Origin of the sequence: Snodgrassella alvi, from assembly GCF_002777425.1 — a bacterium.
Taxonomy (GTDB): Bacteria; Pseudomonadota; Gammaproteobacteria; order Burkholderiales; family Neisseriaceae; genus Snodgrassella; species Snodgrassella alvi_B.
Map to the genome: position 1 here is coordinate 92,198 of NZ_MDVC01000113.1, position 13,807 is coordinate 106,004.

Annotated in this window: 17 protein-coding genes; 5 read left to right on the forward strand and 12 right to left on the reverse strand. The window is 37.2% G+C overall.

All coding sequences use genetic code 11. The annotated features are described in order from the left end of the window. Nucleotides 1–168 precede the first annotated feature (168 nt). Complete coding sequence (locus BGI33_RS11745) at nt 169–975, reverse strand: outer membrane protein assembly factor BamD (protein ID WP_100091362.1); 807 nt, start codon at nt 973–975, stop codon at nt 169–171. Between BGI33_RS11745 and rluD the strand changes: the two genes are divergently transcribed. The 4 genes from rluD (at nt 974) to BGI33_RS11760 (ending at nt 5,425) form a co-directional block, all read left to right on the forward strand. Continuing rightward, the gene (rluD, locus tag BGI33_RS11750) at nt 974–2,101 is read left to right on the forward strand and encodes a 23S rRNA pseudouridine(1911/1915/1917) synthase RluD (protein ID WP_100091363.1); all 1,128 of its coding nucleotides are present in this window, start codon (nt 974–976) and stop codon (nt 2,099–2,101) included. The genes BGI33_RS11745 and rluD overlap by 2 nt on opposite strands. A 9-nt stretch (nt 2,102–2,110) precedes the next feature. Next, nucleotides 2,111–2,902 (forward strand): peptidoglycan editing factor PgeF, encoded by a 792-nt coding sequence (gene pgeF, locus BGI33_RS11755; RefSeq protein ID WP_100091364.1) that lies wholly within the window; start codon nt 2,111–2,113, stop codon nt 2,900–2,902. Between the two features lie 309 nt (nt 2,903–3,211). Further along, nucleotides 3,212–3,382, forward strand: coding sequence for a hypothetical protein (locus BGI33_RS13305; RefSeq protein ID WP_180297040.1), 171 nt, complete (start codon nt 3,212–3,214; stop codon nt 3,380–3,382). Between the two features lie 252 nt (nt 3,383–3,634). Further along, on the forward strand, nt 3,635–5,425 hold the full coding sequence (locus tag BGI33_RS11760; protein ID WP_100091365.1) for a 2-isopropylmalate synthase: 1,791 nt from the start codon (nt 3,635–3,637) through the stop codon (nt 5,423–5,425). A gap of 779 nt (nt 5,426–6,204) precedes the next feature. On the opposite strand, the gene BGI33_RS11765 is transcribed toward BGI33_RS11760, so the two are convergent. Both BGI33_RS11765 and BGI33_RS11770 read right to left on the reverse strand, forming a co-directional pair. Continuing rightward, on the reverse strand, nt 6,205–6,663 hold the full coding sequence (locus tag BGI33_RS11765; RefSeq protein WP_144236272.1) for a transposase: 459 nt from the start codon (nt 6,661–6,663) through the stop codon (nt 6,205–6,207). 754 nt (nt 6,664–7,417) lie between these two features. After that, nucleotides 7,418–7,633 (reverse strand): DUF4177 domain-containing protein, encoded by a 216-nt coding sequence (locus BGI33_RS11770; protein ID WP_100091367.1) that lies wholly within the window; start codon nt 7,631–7,633, stop codon nt 7,418–7,420. A 338-nt stretch (nt 7,634–7,971) separates the two neighbouring features. Between BGI33_RS11770 and BGI33_RS11775 the strand changes: the two genes are divergently transcribed. Next, nucleotides 7,972–8,334: a T6SS amidase immunity protein Tai4 family protein gene (locus tag BGI33_RS11775; protein ID WP_100091368.1), complete on the forward strand. Its 363-nt coding sequence runs from the start codon at nt 7,972–7,974 to the stop codon at nt 8,332–8,334. Nucleotides 8,335–9,273: 939 nt separating this feature from the next. Here the strand turns inward: BGI33_RS11775 and BGI33_RS11780 are convergent. The 9 genes from BGI33_RS11780 to BGI33_RS11820 all read right to left on the reverse strand — a co-directional run bounded on the left by BGI33_RS11780 (nt 9,274) and on the right by BGI33_RS11820 (nt 13,711). Then, nucleotides 9,274–9,615 (reverse strand): hypothetical protein, encoded by a 342-nt coding sequence (locus tag BGI33_RS11780; RefSeq protein ID WP_100091384.1) that lies wholly within the window; start codon nt 9,613–9,615, stop codon nt 9,274–9,276. Between the two features lie 307 nt (nt 9,616–9,922). Further along, complete coding sequence (locus tag BGI33_RS11785; protein WP_100091369.1) at nt 9,923–10,264, reverse strand: hypothetical protein; 342 nt, start codon at nt 10,262–10,264, stop codon at nt 9,923–9,925. A gap of 270 nt (nt 10,265–10,534) precedes the next feature. Continuing rightward, nucleotides 10,535–10,873 carry a hypothetical protein gene (locus BGI33_RS11790; RefSeq protein WP_100091370.1) on the reverse strand — a complete coding sequence of 113 codons (339 nt, stop codon included), beginning with the start codon at nt 10,871–10,873 and terminating at the stop codon, nt 10,535–10,537. Nucleotides 10,874–10,946: 73 nt separating this feature from the next. Continuing rightward, on the reverse strand, nt 10,947–11,288 hold the full coding sequence (locus BGI33_RS11795; protein ID WP_100091371.1) for a hypothetical protein: 342 nt from the start codon (nt 11,286–11,288) through the stop codon (nt 10,947–10,949). A gap of 112 nt (nt 11,289–11,400) precedes the next feature. Beyond that, nucleotides 11,401–11,742, reverse strand: coding sequence for a hypothetical protein (locus BGI33_RS11800; protein WP_100091372.1), 342 nt, complete (start codon nt 11,740–11,742; stop codon nt 11,401–11,403). A gap of 138 nt (nt 11,743–11,880) precedes the next feature. Next, nucleotides 11,881–12,219, reverse strand: a complete 339-nt coding sequence (locus BGI33_RS11805; RefSeq protein ID WP_100091373.1) for a hypothetical protein — start codon at nt 12,217–12,219, stop codon at nt 11,881–11,883. Nucleotides 12,220–12,414: 195 nt separating this feature from the next. Further along, the gene (locus BGI33_RS11810) at nt 12,415–12,756 is read right to left on the reverse strand and encodes a hypothetical protein (RefSeq protein WP_100089926.1); all 342 of its coding nucleotides are present in this window, start codon (nt 12,754–12,756) and stop codon (nt 12,415–12,417) included. Nucleotides 12,757–12,851: 95 nt separating this feature from the next. Beyond that, nucleotides 12,852–13,190, reverse strand: coding sequence for a hypothetical protein (locus BGI33_RS11815; protein ID WP_100089925.1), 339 nt, complete (start codon nt 13,188–13,190; stop codon nt 12,852–12,854). 179 nt (nt 13,191–13,369) lie between these two features. Next, on the reverse strand, nt 13,370–13,711 hold the full coding sequence (locus BGI33_RS11820) for a hypothetical protein (RefSeq protein ID WP_100089924.1): 342 nt from the start codon (nt 13,709–13,711) through the stop codon (nt 13,370–13,372). Between the last annotated feature and the right edge of the window lie 96 nt (nt 13,712–13,807).

Consider the following 13,807-nt stretch of genomic DNA (forward strand, 5'->3'; position numbering starts at 1 on the left):
TAGAATTTAGTGCTAAAACTATTAGCTCACATGAGGTTATAGTCCATATACAGCGCAGCTTGCCGGTAGTATAGTGAATGCTGTATATGCAAAAATATCAGGCCAATACAGCTGATATTGGCCTGATAGCATAAGATTAGCCTGTCTGAGACAATATAGTCGCAGCGATTACTTCCAGTAACGCCACCACGGAATGGCACTATGATCCTGCCATGGTGTCTGCAAATAGGGGCTATCCGGGAAATTCTGTGCCAGTACACGTTTTGTGTCGTCGCTCAGCTTTTGCTCCCCCAAATTTGCATATGCTGAAATCATGATTGCCAGTGCTTCTTCTACATTGGGTGTATTCTGGTACTGGGAAATCACTGATTGTGCTCGTCCCACTGCGGCCAACCAGGCGCCGCGTTTCATGTAATAGCGCGCCACTGAAAGTTCATTGCCACCAAGTGCTTCCAGCAGTTTCTGCATTTTGGCACGGGCATCATCGGCGTATTTACTCTGGGGGAAATACTGCACCAGCTGGGCGAAAGTAGTATAGGCTTCGCGATTGGCTTTCGGATCACGGTCAGACCAGTCCTGTTTAGCCAGTTTGCTGACAAAGGATTTGTCTTCGTTCAGCTGAATCAGTGCTTTCAGATACAGCGCGTAATCCATATTTGGATGCTGCGGATACAGGCGCTGAAACTGCTCGATTGCAGCCAGTGCCTTGTCGTTCTCATCGTCCTTATAATAGGCATAGGCTGTATCCAGCTGTGCCTGTTCCGCATAGGAACCGTAAGGGAAGCGTGCCTGTAGAATTTCGTATAATTTCTCAGCATGCGTATAATTACGATGCATCAGCTCGTCATGTGCTTCATTGTACAGACGCTGAACAGACCAGTCCTGGGTAATCTGGGAATCTTTATCGACCGTACTTGTGCTGGCACAGGCACTCAGTAACACGCCTAAGGCCACCGCCGAAAACAAATTTTTCATGAAAGACACTTCTTTGTTAGAGAATGATGACGATTATAACGATGATTTGCCCTTTGTGGCAGATGATAGTGCACAAAGTTATAAAAATTGGACAGTACCTAATGATCTGGCCGGCTTGCGTCTGGATGCAGCGCTGGCAAAACTGGCGCCGGAATTTTCCCGCAGCCGGCTGACTGCGTGGATAAAGGATAACCATGTTACCGTTAACGGTAACGTGGTGCCACCCAAGTATAAGTTAATTGGTGGTGAAACTATACAGGTAGCCATTCAGCAGGATGAGAGCCAGCTGGCTTTTACACCCGAACCCATGCCACTGGACATTATATATGAAGATGATAGTGTACTGGTGCTGAATAAACCTGCCGGATTGGTGGTACATCCTGCTGCGGGCAACTGGCAGGGCACGCTGCTCAACGGACTGCTTGCCTATTGCCCGGCGCTGGCACAGGTGCCGCGAGCAGGAATCGTGCACCGGCTGGATAAGGATACCAGTGGCCTGATGGTAGTAGCCAAAACTGTGGCAGCGCAAACGCAGCTGGTACGCCAGTTACAGGCACGCACTGTAAAACGTACCTATCGTGCTGTAGCCGATGGTATCGTACCCTTTGATGGCAAAATTGAAACCCTGATTGGGCGTGATCCGCATAATCGCACCCGTATGGCTGTTGTGCCTTTTGGCGGTAAGGAAGCCATTACCCATGTAAAGGTACTGGAACGTTATGCTGATTTCAGTTATATCGAATGCCAGCTGGAAACCGGCCGTACCCATCAGATTCGTGTGCATATGAAAGCTGCTGGCCATCCACTGGCCGGAGATATGCTTTACGGCAACCCGCGCCATCCGGCTACAGCTGAAGTCAAGGCAGCGGTTAAAGCGTTAGCGCGTCAGGCACTGCATGCCTATCGTCTGTGCTTTATTCATCCGCAAACACAAGAAACCGTACAGTTTGAAGCACCGTTGCCAGCTGATATTTATCATTTGCTCTCTGTACTGCGTTTACAGGCAGGCATGGATTCTGCCATTAAAACCGCAGATGAGTGGCAGCAGCGTCTGGGTACCGAAGCGGAAGATGAAGACTGGGATGACGATGATTATGATGTGGATGTTATTTATGTACGCGAATAAGGCAGTACGATGAACCAGTGGGACATGAATCAGGCACTTGGTCTGACTCAGGACAAAAAATCCTTTTTTGAGGCAGAATGGCCGGCACCGGCTAATGTACACACCTTGATTTCTACGCGTCAGGGCGGTGTGAGCAGGCCGCCATTTGCTTCATTAAATGTTGGCGCGCATGTTGGTGATTATTCTGAGGCTGTACAGCATAATCGTGCACTGGTGCAGGAGCAGGTGGCAAAACCGCTGGCCTATCTGAGTCAGATACACAGTGCCGAGGTAACAGATGCTATGTCGGCATTAACTGCATTGCAGGTAGGTAAACCGGAAGCTGCCGATGCCAGCTTCTGCCGTCAGGGCGAAGCAGTAGCCTGCGCCATTATGACTGCGGATTGTCTGCCGGTATTGCTGTGCGACCGTGCCGGTACTGTAGTGGCTGCGGCGCATGCCGGCTGGCGCGGGCTGGCAAATGGGGTATTGCAGAATACGGTAGAGGCCATGCAGGTCAATCCCTTGGAAATTCTTGCTTATCTGGGGCCGGCAATCGGGCCGGAAGCCTTTGAGGTTGGAACAGAAGTATGGGAAGCATTTTGCCTGCGCCAGCCCAAGGCACAGGCAGCCTTTACCGATATTGGTAATGACCATTATCTGGCAGATATTTATGCGCTGGCGCGGCTAGCTCTGGCTGATGCGGGTATACATCAGGTTTATGGTGGCACAGAATGTACAGTTTTACAGCGCGAACGTTATTTTTCCTATCGGCGTGACGGGCAAACCGGACGTATGCTAAGTGCAATCTGGCTTGACTAAAAATAAGTGCTGAAAAGGTACAGCTAGCAATAATCAACGCCTGTAACTGAAAATGATGCCGATAGGGGACAGTGTTAGAGTAAACAATGCGTTTATAAGGGTAAAACACTATCTGACTTTTATGCTAGAAAAAGCTGAATCTGACGGCATTGTGATAGTAGCGCAAGCTATTACTGTACTGTGTGAATTTCCTGCTGTATTGCAGCGACAGTATCATAGCCAAGGCTGATAGGAAAAGTTGGTCTGATTACCAATCGTAAAACCAGCAGTGTTGGCAAATCAGACGAAGTTGCCTGTCGCTGGGCATTTTTGGCAGCAGTTAAACAGTTGCAGGAGCAAGCTACTGCTCAGAATGCTACTAAAGTAACCAATATTGTCAGCTATTATAAGAAAAACAGCATGGCCAGTACAAAAGTATATGAATGTCATGCGGGTGGTGTGATTGCTGGTGTTGCTCTGAAAGGCGATTTAGCCAATTAAAAACACGATTATCTGCCACATAGCCGCCGTTTATCCCGCTCAAGATAATCCGGCGGTTTAATTATATGCATTGAGTGATTAAAACCTGCATAAATTATTATGCCAAACTGTTGTACATAATGTCTAAATTTGGCGTATATAATAAAAATAATAAATAAATTTAGCTTGTTTTATTGTCCAATTTTACGTATATTAGCTCAATAAAATATAGTGTAGCTTGATGAAATGAATAAATTGGACAAAAGGTCGGTTATGCAATTGAATATATACCGCTTAATTGCCTATTTTGGTGGTGTAAACGCTTTGGCCGAAGCGCTCAAGCAACATTATCCAGATAGTGCCGCTTCTACCGCTGCTATCTATAAATGGCGCAAGCGAGGTTCATTGCCATTAAATCAGTTACAAAAAATTATTCTGATGGCTGAGAAGCAGGACAAGCCTCTGGATATAAATGCCTTTATGCAATACAAGAACACTACCCTGGAGAGACCAAGAATGACCACTACCAATAATCAAGTCATTATATTCGATACAACCCTGCGCGATGGAGAGCAGTCGCCAGGGGCAGCTATGACCAAAGAAGAAAAAATCCGCATTGCACGCCAGTTAGAAAAGTTGGGCGTAGATGTGATTGAGGCTGGTTTTGCTGCTGCCAGCCCGGGGGATTTTGATGCCATTCACAGCATTGCTGAAATTATTCAAAATGCTACCGTATGTTCCCTGTCACGCGCTAATGAGCGTGATGTACGCAAAGCCGGCGAAGCAATTGCACCAGCAAAACGCAAACGTATTCATACCTTTATCGCCACCAGCCCATTGCATATGGAACATAAATTGCGTATGAAACCGCAGCAGGTTAAGGAAACTGCGGTTAAGGCAGTGAAAATAGCGCGTGAATATACCGATGATGTAGAATTTTCCTGTGAAGACGCACTGCGCAGTGATATCAATTTTCTTGCTGAAATCTGTCAGGCGGTGATTGAAGCAGGTGCGACTACCATCAATATTCCTGATACAGTTGGTTATGCCATTCCATTTCAAACTGAAGCATTCTTCCGCGAACTGATTCAGAAAACCCCGGGTAGTGATAAAGTTATCTGGTCGGCACACTGTCACAATGACCTGGGGCTGGCTGTTGGCAATTCACTGGCCGCAGTAAGCGGCGGTGCACGGCAAGTGGAATGTACCATCAATGGTCTGGGTGAACGGGCTGGCAATGCCAGTCTGGAAGAAGTGGTTATGGCGTTGAAAACCCGCCACGATGTTTTTGAGCTGGAAACCAATATTGATACCACGCAAATCGTGCCAACCTCGAAAATGGTTTCTACGGTTACTGGTTATCCGATTCAGCCGAACAAAGCCATTGTTGGTGCCAATGCATTTGCACATGAATCTGGCATTCATCAGGATGGCATACTGAAATGCCGTGAAACCTATGAAATTATGTCTGCCGAATCAGTTGGCTGGAGTACTAATCGGCTGACCTTGGGCAAACTTTCCGGCCGCAATGCTTTTCGCACCAAATTACAGGAGCTGGGTATTGAGCTCGATAGTGAAGAAGCACTCAATGCGGCCTTTGCCCGCTTTAAGGAACTGGCCGATAAAAAACGTGAAATTTTTGATGAAGACTTGCATGCACTGGTATCTGATGAACTGGAAAGCCGTGCTCCCGATCGTTACAAATACATATCACTAAGCATTCGCAGTGAAACTGGTGAAGAACCAGTGGCAGAAATCGTCTTTAATCTGGACGGAAACGAAAAACGTGCTAGTGGACATGGTTCAGGACCGATTGATGCGGTATTCAAAGCTATTGAGTCTGAAGCGCATAGCAGCGCAGATTTACAACTGTATTCAGTTAATGCCATTACTGCCGGTCCAGAAAGTCAGGGAGAAGTTACCGTGCGTTTATCTCGTGAAGGCCATCTGGTAAGTGGACAGGGCACCGATACTGATATTCTTGTTGCCAGTGCCAAAGCTTATCTGTCAGCCCTGAACAAACTGGATAGTCAGCCGCGCGTTAAAGCTCAGGGGATGATATAAACCGAGTAAATCAGTAAATACTTAAAGTTAATTAATCTAAAAGTGCCTGTTCTTTGGTTTTTAAACCAATGTTGAACAGGCACTTTTTATGTAAAAAACCTTTAGATTTTGCTATACAAACTAACTATATTAAGTTTATGATATTCTTAAACCTTGTATTTGCTCTTACCATAACTAATGCTTTTGCTGTAGTAGATTACTTACGATTGTGCCAATCATAATTGGGTAGTTTAGTTTTTGCAGATTTTTGGCTATTCAATCGGCCGATTGTAGTTCTTAAATATTTTTCTGCTTTTTCAAACAGTTTATTTTTTATTAGACGATAACTAGGTACTTTCATATGCATATTTAATATTGACCAAATAGCCCAATGGTTACGCGGGTTTTGTTTAACATACTTTTCACATACAGTAACTTCATTCACGAATAATTGAAGTAAAGCAGTCTGTTCATTGATTATATGTTCTTCACCAGGTTTAACTTTGGTAATTGTTTTCGTCGTGTGGTGGGTGGTGCTGATGTTGTGAATTATTGAACCACTACCAGCAATAATGCTATTACCTAAAGAAGCAGAATTAACAATTTTTTCTACATTCGTGTTAGCTGCTTATCTATTTTTATCTGTAAAGTTGTTTTCAAATTATTGATTTTTTTAATTAAATAATAAATATAGCATATGAACACCAATTGAACCCATCTGAACAAGTACGTTTGATGGAATGCTACTCTCTCCTAATACCCATTTTGATATGGACTGCCGAGGTTAATGTAATCTATAGTTATACAATGTGATTTTGCCCATCACGATTAAAGTCATCTATCACATTGAAAGTTCTAAAATGCCGTTGATTTCGATTGCTGTCACTCATAAGATCCATTGTCCAGCATTCACCTGGCTTATTCGGTACTGATAGCCTTTCTGGGCTTTGAGGAGGAATGAGTTGTTTACGCTTTACTCTGAGATTAAGCTTTAATTCACAATACACCCGATACACACGTTTATGATTCCATTTATAGCCGAGCTTTCTGATGCGATTAAAACATTTGGGAAAGCTCCAGCGTAAATGCTTATCGGTAATAGCACTTAGTACTGACATAATCATTGAATCATCCGGTAACTTGGGTTGATAATAGTAAGCACAGCGGCTTAGGCCAACAATAGAGCTACTCATTACAATAGTAAAAGGATGACTTTCTTGTAACTGCAGAGCCCAGGCTTTACGTTCGTTGATAGGCACTAGAGCTTTTTATGATTCCCCCGTGAAACTGAGATTTTAAACTTGCCTCAGCAAATATCTACTATTTATAAAAAGTCGAATTGCCGATGCTATATTTACGGCAAAGTTCTTGTCAGGGATACCGGTTTCAGCTTTTTTAAAATAGATATGATTTGATGTTCAGTCATTTTTTCATATTTAAATCCTCTGTGATTAATGAAGAGAATTTTCTATTTTTGGGTTGTACTATTTTAGGGGGTGGCTACAAACTTACTTTGAATCGTATAGGGATGAAAATTATCGTTATATTAGCCAATTCTGGCGCAGAAGTTGGGGCAATCTGAGTATATTTTTATTATAGAATTTGGTGCCAGAGTTAACCGTCACTTTTAACTAGCAAATACACAAAATATGGGATGGGATCAAATATCTATCCAGGTCAATAAAACAATTAAATCGAGAGTACACACGAAAAAATCGTACTCTCGATTTTGTATTACTCTAAATAACCTTTTTCCTTCAATTCTTTGTCTTGTAGATAATCTTTTCGTAACAAATATAAAATCAGGCCGACAACAGCAATCATAAGCATCAATATTAAAAGTAAGACGCCATAGATAAACATAATCATACTCCTGAATAACTACATGTTGCCCATGTTTCAGCAAAGAAATTTTAATCTCAGGCTGTTTGTTTCACTGAAGTTAATATGTTTAATATAACCTAATATTTTGATGACAACAATAGAACCTGAAGCAAAAAAATTTCTCTGAATTTACATACGATCTTTCTCCATAATAACTACATATGCTTCTCGACTCCAAAAGAGCAGCATACGGCGCATATCTTTTTCAGTTGTTACCACGCGCCATCCCTGCTGAGCATGTTTATTTAAAAATTCTGAAAATTTAATTGGATCAACTTTGGCTGAACCTAAAAACAATGAAGAAAGCATGCTTTCCTGATAGATAATTACTTTATATTCTTTCATCACTACATTCCATAAAGTTTAAATTTATTTAATTTATTAACTATTAATCGCAAATTAATCTAGTAATTTTGCTTTTTATAGTTAATTTATGTTATCTAACTGGGAAGGATTTAGCAAGATTTTTATGATAGAGTTTAATGTAGATTAAGCCAAATTTTATTGGTGTAAATACCTTACATCACAGCAAAATCAAAAGTTGATATGAGTGTGTTATAAAAGGAAAATGGATTGGTTGTTTTCAGTATTTCTTGGGTCGATGCGACAAGTCACAACACACTATGGGATGATTCTGGTTATTCCGATAAATGTTATTATGACGTAGCAAAAGAGGTCTAATTATGGATTTTAAACTAATAGCATTAAGTAGCTTACTGATGCTCAGTATTTCTGCGGCATCTGCTCAGGAACGTCCACAGCTGAAAAATGATCTGGAAAATTTCACTCTTAGCTATTGTCTGGCACAAAGTGACTTTGGTGAAATTCTACAGCGGGAAGCTAAAGCTGCCGTAGGAGCTTATGTTGAACGTGGTCGCTATCCCGCTGAAGCCTATGAAGAAGCTGTGCAGGTTGTACACGATTATCTGAAGCGTTCTTATAAAAGTTATACTGAAGGTGTACAGCTAACTGTAATGAAATGTATTGATGCTTCACAGGGTACTGAAATTGCAGTGATCAAAAAGCGTTATCTTCAGAAAAAATAATCATTATTTTCTTCTGTGGTACATCCAGTACCACAAACCGAAACGGCACCACTATGGTGTAATTCTCTACTTTTCCGGTATCTTTGTTTAAGTAGCCTGCTGCTATACCGCTACTTACCTCCGTGATGATGGGGCAAAATCAACATCCTGAAAACAAACTGACATCGTTATGTCGAAGCATAATTATGATGCTACTTAAAGATATTCAGACATTCTGTATATTAGCAGTGCAAAGTAACTAAGCAAAAATTGGCGCATATTATAATATTATTAAGATATTGACTATTTTAACGGCAGCTATTAATCAAATAAAATAAGATGAATCCGCTTTGCCTTACACTAAGCTGGCATCGGAGTTTCTTCTTATTATATTGCCTGGGTAATGAAGACGCTATCACTGACTTCAAAGTATACGGTTAAATGTTATCGGGTACATCAGATGGCAAGCAATAGTGCTGCAATGGCTAATCAATTGTAGCGTCAATTAATATGGATACCATAAGGTAGATTATAGTGGCAGATATAGCTTATATCCGTATTAACTACGGCTGAAATTATTTATGTGAATTACTGAATTTATCTAATTCAGAGACAGCCAGCTATAGTGTCGGACAATATAAAGCAGCAGTTTTGGTGATGTCGGCATCAAGCCAAATTAAGCAGCCGCTATTCTGATTAAATTTATTTTATTCAGAAGAAGAAAGGAGTTTGATAATTAGTCGTTAGAAACGTGTTTCAGCATAACCAACATTCAAAGCCCCCGTATGATAATGCAGTGTCAGAAGCGGCATTTAAAATCATTAAAGCCGAGTTTGTTAAAAGGGAAAGTTTTGTATCAACCCGAGAATATTAACAAGCCCATACAGCCTATGCTTTTAGTTTAATTCAAAATAATAATGATATTTAGAGCTTATCAGATTTTGAATATTTGAATTTATTTCAGTAATTAATATCTTTTTTAGTGATTAAATAACTATTTACCTGACTCATAGAGCATTCATCATGTGAAGCTTCATTTGTTGTAATTATTTCGTAAGTATTCCCTTTTTTGTCATAAAAAACAAAGTGATAAATTTGTGTATATAATCCTTTCTTTTTTTTCTCAGAAGCTAATAAAGTTATTTTTGTTTTTGGTATATCTAAACTTTTGAAATCAACTATTCCTGCATTTCTCATCCACATTTCAGTCATATTCATGGGCCAAGAGTGGCAATTTGGCGCTTTGGCAAAAGATAGGGTAGGGAATATACCTAATAATATTAATAAGAAAAGATTTTTCATTTTATAATCTCTACTTGCGTATCGATGATTTCTAAAGTTGTTCTCTATAACTATTATTCTAAAATATATAGCCATTAGAAGCTATACAAATCTGTAAATTTTATTGGCACACATTAAAAACCAAATTATCGAATATATAGTTATTTGATATAGGGATTAATTTATTTGCAGTGTGTTTGTATAGTTAAATACTGCCTTAGATAATCCTATTAGTGGAAGCTTCCTATGTTTAGAAATCAGATACAATCAACTTGTTTTCTAAAAAGGCGATTAAAGCTCAGCAATTACAAGAAGACGAATTTTTCTTTTAATTGCTGATATCAGTTTTTGAGATTAAATAGCTACTTACGCTACTCATTGAGCATTCCTCATATGATGAGTCATTTTTTGTAATTACTTCGTAAGTATTTCCTTTTTTGTCATAAAAGACAAAATGATAAATTTGTGTATATAAGCCTTTTTTCTTTTTCTCTGAGGCTAATAATGTTATTTTACTTTTGGGTTCATCTATATCTGCTATGTCAACTATATTGGCATTTTTCATCCACATCGCGGCCATAGTCATCGGCCAAGAGTGGCAATCTGGTGCCTTTGCATATGATAGAATAGGAGAGAATCCTAGTAATATTGTTAAGAGAAGTTTTTTCATTTTATACCGTAATTCTTTAATAAAGAAATCGAAAAAATTTATTTTTGTCTAGCTACTCATCTTATCTGAAGAATCAATATCGAATTTATTTATGAATATAGCTTTTAGATATTAAATAGTTATCAATACTACTTATTGGAACATTCTTGCTATGAAACTTCCTATGCTCAGGAACGTCCACAGCTGAAAAATGATCTGGAAAATTTCACTCTTAGCTATAAATAATTTTTAAAAACTTATTCAACTCTATTAATATCGGTATTTATATTTTTAGTACAGAATACGTCTATTGGATATTAAATAGCTATTGACACTGCTCATTGAACATTCTTCGTGTGAAGCTTCATTTTGAGTAATTACCTCGTAAGTGTTTCCTTGTTTATCAAAAAAGACAAAATGGTAAATTTGAGTATATAAATCCTTTTCTTTTTTCTCTGAAGCTAATAAAGTTATTTTTGTTTTAGATTCATCTAAATTATAGATATCAGTGATATTTGCATTTTTTAACCAACCTTTAGTCATATTCATAGGCCAATTGTGGCAATCAGGTGCTTTTGCAAAGGATAGGATAGGAAAAAATCCTAATGATATTATTAAAAAATTTTTCATTATATAATCTCGCTTCTTTTATAGAAAGAGTTGTAAACAATTAATTCATATTCGTTTTATTTAAAAATAATCGTCATGAGATGATAAAGTTTTTGGATATTAAGTATCCATTAACACTACTTATCGAGCACTCTTCATGTGAAGAATCCATCTTTGTAATTATCTCATAAGAATTATTATATTTATCATAAAAAATAAAATGATAAATTTGAGTATATAAATCCTTCCCCTTTTTTTCTGTTGCCATTAATGTTATTTTAGTTTTAGATTCGTCTAAATCTTTGATATCAACTATTTCAGTGTTTTTCATCCAGACTTCAGTCATGGACATGGGCCATGAAAAACAATTAGGTGCTTTTGCCAAACACACTATAGGAAAAACTCCTAATAATATTGCTAATAAGTTTTTTTTCATTCTATCACCTCAAGCAGTCTATCATTATTTTTCCAGATTTTCTCCAATACATAGGTTTAAGGCAACGCTGGTTTAATGATATTTATTTATACAGTTTATTGGAAAGGCTTTTTTAGTAATTAATATCACTTTTTGATATTAAATAACTATTTACACTACTCATCGAACATTCGTCATCAGAAGCTTCATTTTTCGTGATTACTTCGTATGATCTCCCTTTTTTGTCATAAAAAATAAAATGAAAAATTTGTGTATATAGTCCGTTTTTCTTTTTCTCTGAGGCCAATAATGTTATTTTAGTTTTTGATTCATCTAAACTTTGGATATTAACAATCTCAGCATTTTTCATCCAAACTTCAGCCATATTCATAGGCCAAGAGTGACAATCAAATGCTTTTGCAAGAGAAAAGATAGGAAACACTCCCAATAATATCATAGTTGTGATTTTTTTCATTCTATTACCTCAATTTTCTATCATTATTGTCCCATATTTTTAGACGATACTCCAAGTCTAAAATAAATAATACATCCATGTGAGGCTGTTCTATTCCTTCTAATGTACATCTTTCCTGAAAGATTTATGTATAATCTACTAATGGATATGGCTTTTAGATATTAAATAGCTATCTACATCACTCATTGAGCATTCGTCATCTGAAGCTTCATTCTTTGTAATTACTTCGTATGAGTTTCCTTTTCTATCATAAAAAACAAAATGATAAATTTGTGTATATAATCCCTTTTTCTTTTTTCCTAAGGCTAATAATTTTATTTTAGTTTTTGATTCATCTAAACTCGGGATATCAACAATTTCAGCATTTTGCATCCAAGCTTCGGCCATATTCATAGGCCAAGAATGACAACCAGTTGCTTTTGAAAAAGATAAGATAGGAGATAACACTAATAATATTAGTAAAGATAATTTCTTCAATGTCTAGCCTCAACTTGTTTGTTTTTACTTTTGAGTATTTTTCCTGATATTTATTAGGAATTTGCACCAAAAGATTGAAAGTAACACATTTAGTTTTTACCAAAAATAAATCCTAAACTTGCAGTAAATAACCATGATCAGGAACTGTACAAATATCTGCCCCTTGGAAAGTTTTTTAAAATATTTATTTTTATTTTAGAAGCTTGTATAATTTTTTGATATTAAATAAATATTTACATCACTTATTGAACATTCCTCATATGAAGAATCACTTTTGGTAACTACCTCGTAAGTATTTCCTTTTTTATCGTAAAAAATAAAGTGGTAAATTTGAGTATATAAATCCTTTCCTTTTTTCTCTGAGGCCAATAAAGTTATTTTGGTTTTTGATTCTTCTAAATTTTTGAAGTCAACTATTCTCGCATTTCTCATCCACATTTTGGTCATATTCATAGGCCAAGAGTAACAATTAGGTGCTTTTGCAAAAGATAGGGTAGGGAGTATGGCTAATAACATTATTAAAGGGAAATTTTTCATTTCACTATCTCACCTCTTTAATCAAAGAAATCGAAAGTAACAAGTTTATGTTACCGTCTAATGGACATCTTGCCTGAAAAATCATATCAAATTTACTAATGGGTATGGCTTTTAGATATTAAATAACTATTTACATCACTTATGGAACATTCTTCCTGTGAAGCTTCATTTTGAGTAATTACCTCGTAAGTATTTCCTTGTTTATCAAAAAAAACAAAATGGTAAATTTCTATATATAAATCTTTTTTCTTTTTTTCAGAGGCCAATAAAGTTATTTTTGTTTTAGATTCATCTAAATTATAGATATCGGTAATGTTAGCATTTTTTAACCAAGCTTTGGTCATATTCATAGGCCAATTGTAGCAATCAGGTGTTTTTGCAAAGGATAAGGTAGGAAGTATACTCAACAATATTATTGTAAATAGTTTTTCCATTATGTACCTTAATTTGTTTATGTTCATCTTTGTGCAGTCCTCTTAAAATATTGCTAGCAATATTTTTATAAAGAGTTTTGTAATTTCTATAATCCCAATTGATTTGTTAGTAAGCTAACACCTTAACTTAATTCAAAATGATAATACTTAGAGCCTAAGTAGATTTTGAATATTTGAATTCAGTAATTAATGTCTCTTTTGGAAATTAGATAGCTATTTACTTGACTCATAGAACATTCTTCATCTGAAGCTTCATTCTTGGTGATTACTTCATATGATTTTCCTTTTTTATCATAAAAAACAAAATGGTAAATTTGAGTATATAAATCCTTTTCTTTTTTCTCTGAAGCTAATAAAGTTATTTTTGTTTTAGATACATCTAAATTATAGATATTGGTAATGTTAGCATTTTTTAACCAACCTTTAGTCATATTCATAGGCCAATTGTGGCAATCTGGTGCTTTTGAAAAAGATAAGATAGGAGATAACATTAATAATATTAGTAAAGATAATTTCTTCAATGTCTAGCCTCAACTTGTTTGTTTTTACTTTTGAGTATTTTTCCTGATATTTATTAGGAATTTGCACCAAAAGATTGAAAGTAACACATTTAGTTT

Bases quoted from the DNA above. Each gene is read 5' to 3' on its own strand.
- rluD (WP_100091363.1), top strand. From the start codon at position 974: ATGAAAGACACTTCTTTGTTAGAGAATGATGACGATTATAACGATGAT.
- BGI33_RS11745 (WP_100091362.1), bottom strand. From the start codon at position 975: ATGAAAAATTTGTTTTCGGCGGTGGCCTTAGGCGTGTTACTGAGTGCC.
- pgeF (WP_100091364.1), top strand. From the start codon at position 2,111: ATGAACCAGTGGGACATGAATCAGGCACTTGGTCTGACTCAGGACAAA.
- BGI33_RS11760 (WP_100091365.1), top strand. From the start codon at position 3,635: ATGCAATTGAATATATACCGCTTAATTGCCTATTTTGGTGGTGTAAAC.
- BGI33_RS11770 (WP_100091367.1), bottom strand. From the start codon at position 7,633: ATGAAAGAATATAAAGTAATTATCTATCAGGAAAGCATGCTTTCTTCA.
- BGI33_RS11775 (WP_100091368.1), top strand. From the start codon at position 7,972: ATGGATTTTAAACTAATAGCATTAAGTAGCTTACTGATGCTCAGTATT.
- BGI33_RS11780 (WP_100091384.1), bottom strand. From the start codon at position 9,615: ATGAAAAATCTTTTCTTATTAATATTATTAGGTATATTCCCTACCCTA.
- BGI33_RS11785 (WP_100091369.1), bottom strand. From the start codon at position 10,264: ATGAAAAAACTTCTCTTAACAATATTACTAGGATTCTCTCCTATTCTA.
- BGI33_RS11790 (WP_100091370.1), bottom strand. From the start codon at position 10,873: ATGAAAAATTTTTTAATAATATCATTAGGATTTTTTCCTATCCTATCC.
- BGI33_RS11795 (WP_100091371.1), bottom strand. From the start codon at position 11,288: ATGAAAAAAAACTTATTAGCAATATTATTAGGAGTTTTTCCTATAGTG.
- BGI33_RS11800 (WP_100091372.1), bottom strand. From the start codon at position 11,742: ATGAAAAAAATCACAACTATGATATTATTGGGAGTGTTTCCTATCTTT.
- BGI33_RS11810 (WP_100089926.1), bottom strand. From the start codon at position 12,756: ATGAAAAATTTCCCTTTAATAATGTTATTAGCCATACTCCCTACCCTA.
- BGI33_RS11815 (WP_100089925.1), bottom strand. From the start codon at position 13,190: ATGGAAAAACTATTTACAATAATATTGTTGAGTATACTTCCTACCTTA.